This window comes from Methylibium rhizosphaerae (assembly GCF_006386545.1).
Classification (GTDB): Bacteria; Pseudomonadota; Gammaproteobacteria; order Burkholderiales; family Burkholderiaceae_C; genus Pseudorivibacter; species Pseudorivibacter rhizosphaerae.
Genome location: NZ_SWAR01000031.1, coordinates 35,885 through 50,167 on the forward strand (window position 1 = coordinate 35,885; position 14,283 = coordinate 50,167).

At 70.4% G+C, this 14,283-nt stretch carries 7 protein-coding genes; 6 read left to right on the forward strand and 1 reads right to left on the reverse strand.

Features of this window, described 5'->3' with window-relative positions:
• Positions 1-11 precede the first annotated feature (11 nt).
• The 5 genes from flgK (at position 12) to E8D38_RS20250 (ending at position 8,746) form a co-directional block, all read left to right on the forward strand.
• Complete coding sequence (gene flgK, locus E8D38_RS20230) at positions 12-1,955, forward strand: flagellar hook-associated protein FlgK (RefSeq protein ID WP_140634920.1); 1,944 nt, start codon at positions 12-14, stop codon at positions 1,953-1,955.
• 14 nt (positions 1,956-1,969) lie between these two features.
• The gene (gene flgL, locus E8D38_RS20235; protein ID WP_140634922.1) at positions 1,970-3,166 is read left to right on the forward strand and encodes a flagellar hook-associated protein FlgL; all 1,197 of its coding nucleotides are present in this window, start codon (positions 1,970-1,972) and stop codon (positions 3,164-3,166) included.
• Between the two features lie 51 nt (positions 3,167-3,217).
• Complete coding sequence (locus tag E8D38_RS20240) at positions 3,218-4,456, forward strand: EAL and HDOD domain-containing protein (protein ID WP_246099581.1); 1,239 nt, start codon at positions 3,218-3,220, stop codon at positions 4,454-4,456.
• Between the two features lie 313 nt (positions 4,457-4,769).
• Entirely contained in the window at positions 4,770-8,060 is a 3,291-nt protein-coding gene (locus tag E8D38_RS20245; RefSeq protein WP_140634924.1) for a PAS domain-containing sensor histidine kinase, read from the forward strand.
• A gap of 50 nt (positions 8,061-8,110) precedes the next feature.
• The gene (locus tag E8D38_RS20250; protein ID WP_140634926.1) at positions 8,111-8,746 is read left to right on the forward strand and encodes a response regulator; all 636 of its coding nucleotides are present in this window, start codon (positions 8,111-8,113) and stop codon (positions 8,744-8,746) included.
• A gap of 25 nt (positions 8,747-8,771) precedes the next feature.
• On the opposite strand, the gene E8D38_RS28395 is transcribed toward E8D38_RS20250, so the two are convergent.
• Complete coding sequence (locus E8D38_RS28395) at positions 8,772-10,280, reverse strand: ATP-binding protein (RefSeq protein ID WP_181179294.1); 1,509 nt, start codon at positions 10,278-10,280, stop codon at positions 8,772-8,774.
• A gap of 213 nt (positions 10,281-10,493) precedes the next feature.
• Between E8D38_RS28395 and E8D38_RS20260 the strand changes: the two genes are divergently transcribed.
• On the forward strand, positions 10,494-14,282 hold the full coding sequence (locus E8D38_RS20260; protein WP_140634928.1) for a response regulator: 3,789 nt from the start codon (positions 10,494-10,496) through the stop codon (positions 14,280-14,282).
• The last annotated feature ends 1 nt before the right edge of the window (position 14,283 follow it).

The window sequence follows — 14,283 nt, forward strand, 5'->3', positions numbered from 1 at the left end:
GGCCGCACACCATGGGATCGAGTCTCCTGTCGATCGGCTCGCGGGCGATGTTCGCCAACTACGCGGCGCTGCAGACCACCGGCAACAACATCGCCAATGCCAACACGCCCGGCTATTCGCGCCAGCAGGTCGAGCTGTCCACCGCCGGCGGCCAGTTCACCGGCGCGGGCTTCTTCGGCAAGGGCGTGAACATCGACACCATCACGCGGGCGCACAACGCCTTCCTGACCAAGGAGGCGGCGCTGTCGCGTTCGCAGGCGGCGGCCGACGAGACGCGCCTGCAGCAGCTGCAGGAGCTGGAGAAGGTCTTCCCCACCGGCGAGGGCGGGCTGGGCTTCGCGGCCGGCGAGATGCTCAATGCGTTCGTCGAGGTGGCCAACAACCCGCAGGATCCGTCGGCGCGCCAGGTGGTGCTGGCGCGGGCCGAGGACCTGGCGCTGCGCTTTCGCGCCGCCGGCGACCAGATCAACGAGCTGCAGGTCGGCACCAATGCCGACATCCGCAATGCGGTCTCGCAGGTGAATGCGCTGGCCAAGCAGGTGGCCACCATCAACCAGCAGATCGCGCAGGCCAAGGGCCTGGGCCACACGCCGAACGACCTGCTCGACCAGCGCGACCAGCTGGTCAGCGAGATCAACCAGTACATGCAGGTCACCACCATCGAGGCCGACGACGGCACGCTGGGCCTGTTCATCGGCGGCGGTCAGCGGCTGGTGCTGTCGAACCAGGCGCTGGAGCTGGTGGTCCAGCCGGGCGAATTCGACCAGACGCAGTCGCGCATCTCGATCCGCGAAGCCGGCGGCGACCGGGTGGTGCCGCCCAGCGTGCTGGCCGGCGGCACCATCGCCGGGCTGCTGCGCTTCCAGGGCGACCTGTCCGATGCGCGCAACCTGCTGGGCCAGATGGCGGCGGCCTTTTCGGCGCGCGTCAACGAACAGCAGTCGTTCGGCCTCGACCTGCGCCAGCCGGCAGGCGCCGGCGCGCCGCTGTTCAGCACCGGCGCGCCGCGCGTGCTGGCCAACGTCAACAACGCGACGGCTGCAGTGCCGGTGTCGGTGGCGATCGCCGACGCGTCGCAGCTGCAGGCGAGCGACTACGAGCTGCGCGGCGATCCGGCGACGCCCGGCGGCTACATCCTCACCCGCCTGTCCGACGGGCTGGCGCGACAGATCAATCCGGGCGACACGGTGGACGGCTTCACCGTCAACGTCGGCGCGCCGGCACCCGGCCCCAACGACCGCTTCCTGCTGCAGCCGGTGGCGATGGCCGGGCAGGACATGCAGCGGATCCTCGACGACCCGAAGGGCCTCGCAGCGGCCTCGCCGGTGATCAGCACCGTCGGCCCCAACAACACCGGCAGCGCCACGGTGGCGTCGCTGGCGGTGGTGAACTCGTCGATCAACCCGGCGCTCACCGCCAACATCAGCTTCACCAGCAACACCGGCGCCTACACCTGGGAGCTGCGCGATGCCTCCAATGCGGTGGTGTCCAGCGGCTCCGGTACCTGGACGGCGAACCAGCCGATCGCGCTCAACGGCTTCGAGCTGCGGCTGAACGGCGTGCCGCGCACCGGCGACAGCTTCTCGGTGCGGCAGACCCAGTTCCCCGCCACCAACAACGGCAACGCCGTGGCGCTGATGAACCTGCGCGACGAGGCGATGGTCGGCGTGCAGGTGCTGGGCGGCGGCGCCGTGGTGCCCGGCGAAACCATCACCTCGGCCTATGCGCAGGCCATGGCCAGCATCGGCACGCGGGTGCAAAGCGCCAAGGCGGCGTCGAGCATCTCGTCGGCGGTGGCCGAGAACGCAGAGGCCATGCGCGCCGGCCAGGCCGGCGTGAACCTCGACGAGGAGGCCGCGCGGCTCATCCAGTTCCAGCAGAGCTACCAGGCGGCAGCCAAGGTGCTGCAGGTGGCGCAGACCGTGTTCGACACGCTGCTCGACATGGCGAAGTAGGCCAGGGAAACATCATGAGAATCAGCACCGCCAACAGCTACGACACTGCGATCGACCAGCTCCAGCGCCGCCAGCAGGCCATGAGCGAAGGCCAGCTCGAGCTCACCACCGGCAAGCGCATCAACCGCTCCAGCGACGACCCGGCCGCCGCGGCGCGGGCCGAGCGCATGCTGGCCGCGGAGCGGCGCAACGAAGCCAGCATGCGGGCGGTGGACGCCAGCCGCAATGCGATGGTGCTCACCGAAAGCGCGCTGGGCGATGCCAACGACCTGCTGCAGCAGGCCCGCGAGGCGCTGGTGGCGGCCGGCAACGGCAGCTACAGCGACGCCGAGCGCCGCATCCAGGCCCAGCAGCTGCGTGAGATCCGGGCCCAGCTGTTCACCGTGGCCAACCGCCCCGACGGCGGCAACGGCTTCCTGTTCGGCGGCCAGGGCTCGGCCGCGCCGCCCTTCATCGACACGCCCGCCGGCGTGAGCTTCCAGGGGCTGGGCGGGCAGGGTAACGTGTCGGCCGGCGAGCCGCTGCCGATGGCGCTGGACGGCCAGGCCATCTGGCTGCAGGCACGGCGCGGCAACGGCGTGTTCGAGACGCGCGCGCTGCAGCAGAACGGCACTGCCGCCATCAATCCGGGCACCGTGACCGACCCGACCGCCATCACCGGCAGCACCTACGAGATCCAGTTCACCGTCACGCCCGGCACGCCGAACAGCACCACCACCTACAGCGTGCTGCGCGACGGCGCGCCCACCGCGCTCACCAACATGGCGTTCAAGAGCGGTGAGGCGATCCAGATCGACGGCATGGCGCTCACCCTCACCGGCGCGCCGGCCGACGGCGACCGGTTCGAGACCCGGCCGTCGACCACCGACCTGTCGGTCTTCGAGGCGCTGGACACCGCCATCGCCGGCCTGGAGAACGGCGAGCTGCCGGCCCAGGTGGTGGGCTTCGCGCTGCGCGACGTGGACCAGGTCATGGGTCGCCTGCAGTCGGCGCGCACCTCGGCCGGCGAAACCCTCAAGCGCATCGACGGCGTGGCGGACCGCCTCGACGAGCACACGCTGGCGGTGCGGACCACCCGTTCCGAAGCCGAGGATCTCGACATGGTCGAAGCGATCTCGACTTTCCAGGCACAGCAGACGGGCTACGATGCCGCGCTCAAGGCCTATTCGATGGTGCAGCGCATGTCGCTGTTCCAGTACATCAACGGCTGATCGACGACTCAGCCGCTTCCAATCAACAAGCAGGGACTGGCAGGCACACGAATGGGCGCACGCGACACCGAAATCACCGACAGCACACGCATGGACAACAGCATCCTGGGCCAGCTCGCCATGAGCTACTCGCCCATCATCGACCGCAACCGCGCCGTGAGCGCCACCCGCCTGACCGTGTTCCCGCTGGTGCCGGGCACGCCGCTGAATGCGGCGAGCCTGCTCAATGCGGTGGCCGACGTGTGGCCCGAGGACGGCGGCAAGGTGTCGCTCAACGTGCTGTCCGAGTCGCTGCTGCACGAGCTGATGGCCGCACGGCCGAGCCCCAACGTGATGGTCGAGCTGCCGGCCTTCATGGCCAGCGACGAGAGCAACGCCGCCCACATCCAGGCGCTGCACTCGGCGGGCAACATGCTGCTCATCAAGGGCCGCCCGGTGCGCGAGGTGCCGCGCGACGTGCTGCCCTGCTTCAAGCATTCGATCATCGACCTGGCCGACGACCGCCGCCAGGGCGAGGCGGCCGATGCCGGCGCGGCGTTCAGCCGCAGCGTCACCTACTTCCAGTCGGGCGTGCGCACGCTCGTCGACATGGAGGCGAGCTTCAAGCGGGGCGCCGCCGCGGTGATCGGCTGGCCGATGGACGACGTGGTGATGCAGGCCACCGCCGGCAAGCCGGTGGCGCAGCACGACCTGCAGGTGATCGTCGAGCTGATCCAGCGGGTGGACAAGGCCGAGCCGATCGACAAGCTGGAGAACACGCTGCGCCGCGACCCGACGCTCGCGTTCAAGCTGATCCGCTACATCAACTCGGCCGCCTTCGGCCTGTCGGTGGAGATCAGCTCGTTCCGCCACGCCATCATGATGCTCGGCTACACCCGCCTGAAGCGCTGGCTCGCGCTGCTGCTGGCCACCGCCAGCAAGGACGCGAACCTGAAGCCGGTGATGTTCGCCGCCGTGCGCCGCGGCCTCATGATGGAAGAGCTGGTGCGCTCGTCGGGCGACGACGAGATGCGCAACGAGATGTTCATCTGCGGCGTGTTCTCGCTGCTCGACCGCATGTTCAAGCAGCCGTTCTCCGAGCTGCTCAAGACCATTCCGGTGCCCGAGCGTGTGTATGCCGTGCTGGCCGAAGGCAGCGGCCCCTACCAGCCCTATTTCAAGCTGGTGCAGGCGGTCGAAGGCGACACGCTCGACGCGATCCGCGAGGCCTCGGACAACCTGATGATGGGCTCGGCAGAGATCAACCGCGCGCTGCTGAAGTCGCTGGCTGCGGCCGCTTCGCTCGAATGACATCGCGTCGCGGCTCGCCGTACGCGGCGAGCGGGGTGTCGTCATCCCCCCGGGCCGCCGCGCCGGGCCGCCCCAAGCAAGGCCCGACCCTCTCGGAGGGTCGATCGCCGTACTCGGCGAGCGGGGTGCTGTCATCCCCCCGGGCCGCCGCGCCGGGCCGCCCCAAGCAAGGCCCGACCCTCTCGGAGGGTCGCTCGCCGTACGCGGCGAGCGGGGTGCTGTCATCCCCCCGGGCCGCCGCGCCGGGCCGCCCCAAGCAAGGCCCGACCCTCTCGGAGGGTCGCTCGCCGTATGCGGCGAGCGGGGTGCTGTCATGACCCTCGGACTGCCGGCCGCCTTCCTGGACGGCTTGTCCGACGGCGTGCTCGTGCTGGACGGTGCTGGCCGCATCAAGTTCGCCAACACCGCGGCGCTGCGGTTGCTGCCTTGCGAACCCGGCACGCTGCTGCGGCAGCTTGCGCAGCAGCTCGACGCTGCACTGGTCGATGCGGTGCATGAGGTGCTGGCCGGGCGCCGCGGCGCCGGCGAGCTGCCGATGGACGCTGCTGCATCGCAGCCGCCGAGCCTGCAACCGCTGGACGGCCGGCTGTGGGCCCTGCGGCTGCCTTCGCCTGCACGCCAGAGCCTTCCGCACGGCGTGGCCGCATTGCCCGCGGCGGTGGCGATGACTGCCGAGTGGGAGCAGGTCTACCGCATGTTCTGGACCTCGCCCTTCCCGGTGACGCTGCAGGACGAGCACTACCGGTATGTCGAGGTGAACGACGCGTATGTCGAATTCAGCGGCTTTCCGCGCGAGCGCCTCATCGGCCTCGACCCGGTGCTGCTGCAGCCCGAGGAGGACCGCGCCGCGGTGCTGGCCGACCGCGCGCGCTTCCTGCACGGCGGCGGCATCGGCGAGCTGCCGCAGATGGTGGAGCGGCGCATCACCGACGCGGGCGGGCGCGAGCGCTGGTACCGCGCCGCGCGCCGGGTGCTCATCGGCGCGAACGGCGAGCGCTTCTACCTCGCCGTGCTGCAGGACTGCACCTCCGAACATGTCGCGCGCGAACAGGCTGACCGCTCGGTGCACGAGCTCGAGCACTGGTTCGAGCTGAGCCCGGCCGGCATGGTGATGTTCGACGACTCGGGCCTCGTGGTGCGCACCAACACCGCCTTCGAGGCGCTGGTGGGCGACGTGCCGGTGCTGCTGTCCGAGGCGTCGGCGGCGGTGCAGCAGCTGCTGGGCTGGCAGGCCGGCGAAGGCCAGGGCAGCGGGCTGCTCACCAGCCTGCAGCCGGGCGACCCGCCGATCGAGTCGCAAGGCTGGGTGCCCGATCCGGAGGGCGGCATGCGCCGCCTGCGCGGGCTGTTGCGCTGCTACGAGGAGCGCGGCGGCCGGCGCCGCTACATGTGCGTGGTCGAAGACCTGAGCGCCGAAGAAGAACGCGACCTTGCCAAGCTGCAGCTGGGCACGCTGGTGGATACCGCCGGCGTGGGACTGGCCACCTTCCAGGAGTCGGGCATGGGCACGCGGCGCAGCCGGCCGGCCGCCCCCGGCGCGACCGACGAACAGGGGAGCAGCGCGGCAGAAGGCGCTGCGCCCAGCCTGCAGGCGATCGGGCGCGATGTGGTGCTGCCCGAATCGCTGGCGGAATTCGAGCGGGTGCAGCAGGCCGTCAAGCGCGGCGAGCGGGCCGAGGCCCGTTATGCGATCCGCCACCCCGACCACGGCACCCGCTGGCTGCTCACCCGTGTGGAGCCGGGCCAGCTGGCGTCGGGCCAGCGCACCACCTCGGTGGTCACGCTGGACGTGACCGAGCAGGAGCAGGCCCGCGCGCGCAGCGAGCAGCTGCTGCGGGAGCTGTCCACCATCCTCGAGAGCTCGCCGGCCGGCATTGCCTACCTGCGGGGCAACACGCTGGTGCGCTGCAACCGCCGCTTCGAACGCATGCTGGGCTTTTCGGCCGGCGCGATTGCCGGCAGCAGCATCGGCGAGCTGTTCGGCCGCCACCCGGCCGGGAGGCGCGTGGTCGCCGAAAGCGAAGCCGCGCTGGGCGAGTCGGGTGTCTATGAGACCGAGATCGAGGTCACCCTGAAGGGCCGGCCGGCGCAGTGGTATGCGCTGTCGGTGCGGCGCATGGCGCCCATGGGCGGCGTGGCAGAGGCCATTGCGGTGCTCTCGGACGTGACCCGCCTGAAGACGCAGCAGCAGGAGCTGGAGGAACTGGCGCAGGCGGTGGCGCTGCAGGCGCATCGCACGCGCGCCATCCTCGACTCGGTGTTCGTCGGCATCGTCAACGTGGGGGCCGATGGCATCGAATGGATGAACCGCTCGGCGCGCCGCATGTTCGGCGGCGACCTCCAGGACTTCATCGGCCAGCCCATCGCCACCGTGGCCACGCCCGAGGAAGGACACCCGTTCCAGCAGACCCAGCTGCTCGAGGAGCTGCCCGAGGGACAGGCTCACAACTTCGAATGCCGCATGCGCGGGCGCGACGGCCGCGAGTTCTGGGTGGTGGGCAATGCGGTGGCCACCCGCACCGACACCGGCGCGCGCCAGCTCACCTATGCGCTGCTCGACATCTCGCGCCGCCGCCAGGCCGAGGCGCGCATCGCCGAGGCGCAGGCCTCGCTGCAGCGCATCATCGAGATGGCGCCGCTGGCCATCACGCTGCGCGACGCCAAGACGCTGCGGGTGCTCCAGATCAACAAGATCGCGGCGGCGGTGACCGGCCACCATCAGCAGGACGTTGTAGGCAAAGCGCCCGAGGAGCTGTACGAAGCCGAGGCGGCGCGGCACCTGCGCGCCGACATGGAGGCCGCGCTGGGCTCCAGCGAGGTGACGCAGCGTGAATACCGCCGCCTGCAGGACGGCCGCATGCAGCACTGGGACGCGCGCTACCTGCCGCTGGCCAGGCCCGGCGAAGCGCCCGACCAGCTGCTGCTGGTGGCCACCGACGTGACCGAGCAGCGCGCCGCGCAGCAGGCGCGGCTCGAAGCAGCGATCGCGCAGCGCGAGATGCTGGTGAAGGAAGTGCACCACCGCATCAAGAACAACCTGCAAGGGGTGGCCGGCCTGCTGCAGCAGATCGCCTCGAAGAAGCCCGAGGTGGCTCCGGTCATTGCCGAGGTGGTGGGGCAGGTGCAGGCGATCGCGCAGGTCTACGGCCTGCAGGTCGGCGCGGGCGGTCCGCTGCCGCTGCGCAGCGTGGTCGAGGCGATTGCCGCGTCGGTGCAGCGCACCTTCGGCCGCAGCATCGCGCTCGCAGTGGCCGGCGAGGCGACCAGCGACTGGGGGCTGCCGGAGGCCGAGTCGATCCCGATCGCGCTGACCCTCAACGAACTGCTCACCAATGCCATCAAGCACAGCGCCGAGGCCGGCGAGATCGGCTGCGCCTTCACCGCAGGCGATGGCGGTGTGCGCATCGAGGTCAGCAACGTCGGCCGGCTGCCCGACGGCTTCAGCCTCGACAGTTTTCCGGGCGGGGTGTCGGGCATCGGCCTCATCCGGGCCCTGTTGCCGCGCCGCAGTGCCACGCTGGCGCTGGGCCAGCGCGGCGACCGGGTGGTGGCCAGCGTGAGCCTGGTGCCGCCGGGCGTGAAGAAGATCACGCCGGCGCCGTGACGGGCCGAAGCCGCTTGGCCCCCGACAGCCGCTCCATCACAATCCCGCCCATGTGTGCCGCCGCAGTGCCCAAGGGCAGGATCCTCGTGGTCGACGATGACCGGCTGGTGCTGGCCACGCTGACGCACGGACTGGCACAGGCCGGCTACGAGGTGATCGACGCCGACAACGGCGACGACGCCATCCTGCTGGCGCGCGAGCACAAGCCCGACCTCGCGCTGCTCGACATCCGCATGGAAGGCAAGAGCGGCTTCGACGTGGCCGCCTACCTGCGCGAGTACTGCCAGATGCCCTTCATGTTCCTGTCGGCGTTCTCGGACGATGCGACGGTGGCCCAGGTGAAGGCGCTCGGCGCGGTGGCCTACCTGGTGAAGCCGCTCGACATCCGGCAGATCGTGCCGGCGGTGGAGGCGGCGTTCGCGGGCATGGGCCGCCGCGGCGCGCGGGAGGCCGTGCCCTTCCAGCGCAGCGAAGGCGCGCACGGCGAGGCGGGCAACGACCCCCTGGCGCATGTGGTGTCCATTGCGGTGGGCCTGGTGATGCACCGCTATTCGCTGTCGCGGGCGCAGGCGCTCGAGAAGCTGCGGCGGCTGGCCGAGGCCGACGCTCGCTCACTCGAGGACAGCTGCGAGCAGCTGCTCGCGGCGATGGAGCGGCTGGCGCTGGTGGGCGGCACCGGCCCCTGAAGCGGCACGGCCGGCGGCGCTGCCCTCAGCCGAGCGTGAAGTAGAAGGTCGCGCCGCGATCGACTTCGGCTTCGGCCCAGATCTCGCCGCCGTGACGCTGCACGATGCGGCGCACAGTGGCCAGCCCGACACCGGTGCCCTGGAAGTCGCTGGCGCTGTGCAGGCGCTGGAACACGCCGAACAGCCGCTCGGCAAAGCGCATGTCGAAACCGGCGCCGTTGTCGCGCACGAAGTACACGCGGCAGGTGCGCGACGAGTTCGGGCGTGTCGGCAGCGGGCGTTCCTCGACGCCGAACTCCATGCGGGTGGTGCCGCTGCAGCGGCTCGTGTACTTCCAGGCGTTGCCGAGGAGGTTCTCGAGCGCGACTCGCAGGAGGATCGGGTCGCCGTGGGCGTGCACGTCCGGCGCGATGCGGACTTCGGCATGGCGCTCGGGCTGCTGGCGGCGCAGGTCCTCGATCACGTAGCCGGCCAGCTGCGACAGGTTCACCGGCTGGTAGGTGAGCGGCTTGGCCGACAGCCGCGACAGCGCGAGCATCGCGTCGATCATGCCGTTCATGCGGGCGGCGGCGCCCAGCACCCGGTCGAGGTGGTCGTTGCCGATGCGGTCGAGCACGCGGCCGTAGTCTTCCTTGAGGATCTTGGTGAAGCCCTCGACGACGCGGATCGGGGCCCGCAGGTCGTGCGACACGGTGTAGCTGAACGATTCCTGCTCGGCGGCATCGGCGGCCATGGACGCCAGCGGCCGGCGTGCCAGCGGCTGGCCGGCCAGTGCGTCGGGCGCAGCGCCCAGCAGTTCGGCCGCGGCGGCGTTCACATGGCGCAGCTTCAGCACGCCGGGGGCGCCGGCATCGGCCTCGGCCCACAGCGCAGCCTGTGCGCAGGCGTCGAGCTGTGCCGCGATGCCCGCGGGGGCGGCGGTCGCCGCGGGGGGCGTGGCCATGCACCGCAGCGTGCCGTCATGGCCGCCGAAGCGGCCCTGGGCATCGAGCCGCGGCCGGCATCGCAGCAGCCATGGCTGCATGCGCCCGTCGGCGCCGGGCAGCAGGAGCGGCCAGTCGGTCAGGTCGGCTTCGGCCTGCAGGCTGTGCTGCAGCGTGTCGCGCGAGCCGGCGTCGGCCTGGCGCAGCACATCGTGCAGAGGCTTGCCCAGCGGCGGTTCGGGCCAGGCAGAGCCGCCGGGCGCGCGCCAGCGCACCACGCGGTGATCGCGGTCGGTCTGCCAGAACCACACGTCCAGCAGGCTGAGCAACTGCTGAGGCTGCAGCGCCGGATCCAGCGGCTTGGCCTGCGTGCGCCTGCGCGACAACATCCACCAGCAGCCGAAGCCGGCCGCGGCCGCCAGCGCGGCCAGCAAGGCGAAATCGAGTCCCTGCGATGCCGTGGCGGCCGCGGTGGCCGAGTTGCCGTCGGCCGCAGGGGGAATGGACAGCCAGGCCCACGCCAGGCCGGCCAGCGCCAGTGCTGCAGCGGTGAACGAAGCGAGCAGCAGGCCGCGACGGGGAGGGGGCCAGCGGTCGTCGGCGCGGTACATGTAAGCGATTGTAGGAGTCGGTTTTTGGCGGATCGCGGGCGCGTTGCGTGAAGGAATCACGGGCGCTGGAAATGACGGCTCAAGTTTGCGGGGGGCAGTCCGAAATCCCCCTCTGAGAAACCCCAAAGCTCGGCTTACACAACGACAATTTCCGACGAGCGTTGGGTCGGCACACCGTCGTGGCAGCCGGCCGACACCGCCCACAAGACGGTCATGCTGATTCCCATCATCCTGCTCCTGCTCCTGGCTGCCGCCTTCTTTTGGTGCCGCCGGCGCGCCAGGGAGCTGCCGGCAGCAGAACAGCCGCAAGCTCCTGCCGCAACCGGCGGCAAGCCACGTGCCGCCGGGCTCGCGATCGCGCAGTCGCTGAGCGAAGCCGCACACGGGGCGGCGTCGCTGGGCGAGGCGCTGACCGGCGTGGGTGCCGTGCTGGCACACCACCTCGAGGCGCGGGCCGTGACGCGGCTGTGGGTCGACGGCTGGAACGGCGAGACTGCGCTGGTGCGGCATTGGCCGCAGGCCGAGACGGTGTGGGCCGATCACATCGACGTGTCCGCGCTGTGGAGCGCCGGGCGCAGCGGCTGTCCGGCGCGCGAGGCCATTGCCACGCAGAAGCCGGTGCTGCGCGAGCTCGGTCCGTCCGATGGCGCTGGCACCGACTGGCGGCCTGACTGGGCCGCGCGGGCGGTATCGCTGCCGGTGGCGCTGTCGGGCCAGCCTCGTGCGGTGCTGGAGCTCTATGACCCGCGTCACGAGCCCGACGAGCTGCTCGCGCTGCTCGACGTGGCGCGCGTGCAGCTGGGCCTGGTGGCCGAACGTGAAGCGGCGCAGGCGCAGTTCGAGACGCATGCGGAACAGCTGAGCCGGCTGGCCCAGGTGGCCAAGCGCATCGCCAGCGGCGTGGCCATCATCGACCGCGAAGGGGTGGTCGAGTGGGTGAACCCGGCCTTCACCGAAGTGACCGGCTGGCAGCCCGAGGCGCTGCTGGGGCAGACACTGTGCCGCGTGCTGGAGCGCGACGGCGTCGACGCGCCGGCGTGCGAACGGCTGCGGCACGCCATCCGGCGCGGCGAGGTGTTCCGGCTCGAATACGAGGGGCTGCGCCGGGCGGGCGTGGCGCACAGCCGCTACTGGGGCGAGATCGACGCCATCCAGATGGTCGATGAAGGCGGCGGCGCGCCGCAGCTGCTGTGCCTGTTCACCGACATCACCTTGCGCCGCCAGCGCGAGCACCAGATCCAGCAGAGCCATGAGCACCTGGAGGCGCTGGCCGAAAACCTGCCGGTGAGCCTGTTCGTGCTCGACCCGGAGAACTTCCGCGTCGTCAGCATCAACCGGTATGCCGAGGCGGAGTTCGGCGTCAAGCGCGACAAGGTGGTCGGCAGCACCGTCGAGGCGGCGCTCGGCCGCCCGGTGCTGCGCTCCACCGAGCCTGCGATGCGGCAGGCGATCGACGGTCGCACGACGGTGGAGCACGACTTCGTGTTTGCCGCGCCGAACGGCGACCGGCTCATCAATGCCCGCCACTTCGCGCTGCGCCACGCCGACGGGCGGCCGCGACTGCTGATTTCGCTGGTGCGCGACATCACCGAGCGGCGCAAGGCGCAGCTCGACCTGATGGAGTCCGAGCTGCGCTTCCGCGAGCTGGTGGAGTCGATGGACGACTGCGTGTTCGTCACCACGCCCGAGCGCGACCGCATGTTCTATCTCGGGCCGCGCACCCACGACATCTGGGGGCTGCGCGAGCAGGAGGTGCAGGCCGATCCGCAGGCGCTGATGAAGCTGGTGCTGCCCGAGGACCGCCACCTGCTCGACCCGCGGCGCGACCTGGAGGAGCGGCTGGAGCCCACCGACATCTGCTTCCGCATCCGCCATCCGGAGGGTGGCATACGCTGGCTGCGCCAGCGCACCCGGGCCCAGCAGTTGCCGAGCGGTGAAGTGCATGTGTACGGCCTCACCTCGGACATCACCGCCGAACGCGAACACGAACTGCAGCTTTCGCGCGCCCGCGACGCGGCCGAGGCCGCCAGCCAGGCCAAGAGCCAGTTCATGGCCAACATGAGCCATGAGATCCGCACGCCGATGAACGGCATCCTCGGCATGACCGAGCTGCTGCTGGGCACCACGCTCACCGACAAGCAGCGGCGCTTCGCGCAGGCGGTGTACCGCTCGGGCGAGAGCCTGCTGGAGATCATCAACGACATCCTCGACTTCGCGAAGATCGAGGCCGGCCGCCTGGAGCTCGCGCCGACCGACTTCGTGCTGCGCAGCGTGGTCGAGGACACCCTGGAGCTGCTGGCACAGCGTGCGCACGAGAAGGGCATCGAGCTCAGCTTCCACGAGCTGCCCGGCCTGCCGGCCTGGGTGAACGGCGACCCGCTGCGGCTGCGCCAGGTGCTGACGAACCTGGTGGCCAACGCGCTCAAGTTCACCGAAAGCGGCGAGGTGGTCGTCGACGTGCGCTGCATCGAGCACCAGGGCGAGCACACGCTGGTGCGCTTCGAGGTGCGCGACACCGGCATCGGCATCACTGAAGACGTGCTGCCGCGCCTGTTCAACGCGTTCACCCAGGCCAACGGCGGCATGGCGCGGCGCTATGGCGGCACCGGGCTGGGCCTGGCGATTTCGAAGCAGCTGGTCGAGCTGATGGGCGGCACGATCGAAGTGCGCAGCGCGCCGGGCGTCGGGTCGGTGTTCGGATTCTCGATCCCGTTGCGCTCGGTGGCACTGGGCACCGACCTGGGCGAGCTCGATGCGGCCAGCATGCCGATGCTGCATGCGCTGGTCGTCGAGGACAACGAGACCAACCGGACGGTGCTCGAGAACATGCTCGGCGCGTGGGGCATGCGCGTGACGCTCGCCCGCGACGGCCTGCATGCGCTGGAGATCCTGCATGGCCAGTACGGCCCGGTGGAGCCGCCCTTCGACCTTGCGTTGGTGGACATGAACATGCCGCGCCTCGACGGCCTGGGCTTCGCGCGCGCGGTGACGCAGGACGGCCGCTACGGGAACCTCAAGCTCGTCATGTTGTCGTCCGTGTCGTCCCCGGACGACGCTCGGCGTGCGCAGGACGCGGGTTTCCACCGCTTTGTGGCCAAACCCTTGCGCAAAGCCGAGCTGAGACAGGCCATACTTGGCGTGTCCGTCCCCCGCACCGAGGGGGTCGCCTTGACGCCGCGCCTCAACCGGCACATCCTCGTGATCGAGGACAACCCGGTCAACCAGGAGGTCATCGGCCAGATGCTGCGGCGTCTGGGGTGTCGCGTGCAGGTGGCCGGTTCGGCGCTCGAGGGTCTGCGGGCGCTGTGCGAGAAAAAATTCGATCTGGTCTTGATGGATATCCAGATGCCCGGCATGGATGGCGTGGAGGCGCTAGGCTGGTTCCGCAAGGGGCCCGGCGGGCGTTTCGCATTCGTCACCCCGCCCCACACACCCGTCGTGGCCGTGACGGCCAATGCCCTCGGTGGCGACGAAGAGCGCTTTCTGGCGCTAGGCTTCGATGATTACCTCTCCAAACCCTTCAGACAAAGTCAATTGCTGGGCATGTTGACCAAGCGCCTGCCATCCGCCGTCTCCGCTGCCGAAGGTGGCGAGTCCTCTTCCTCCGGCGGTGCACCGGCGGCGCCAGTGCCGCGCAGCGGCGCCGACACCGGAGTGCTCGACGCCCAGGCCCTGCAGCGGCTGCGCGAGCTCGACCCGACCGGCGAGAACCAGCTGATGGATCGCGTGCTCAAGGCCTTCGACAACTCGGTGGCCCGGCTGGTACCGCAGCTCATCGAATCGCAGCAAAGCGGCGACCTCACCGGCGTGCGGCATGTGGCCCACACCCTGAAGTCGTCGTCCGCCAGCATCGGGGCCATCAAGTTGTCCCAGATCTGTGCCGAAATCGAATACATGATCCGTCAGGGAACCAGCACCGACCTGGAGGCGCGCGTCGATGCGATGCGCTCCGAGATCGAGCTCGTTCTCGACAGCCTGCGCGCGTTGCTGGAAGCCCGCTGAG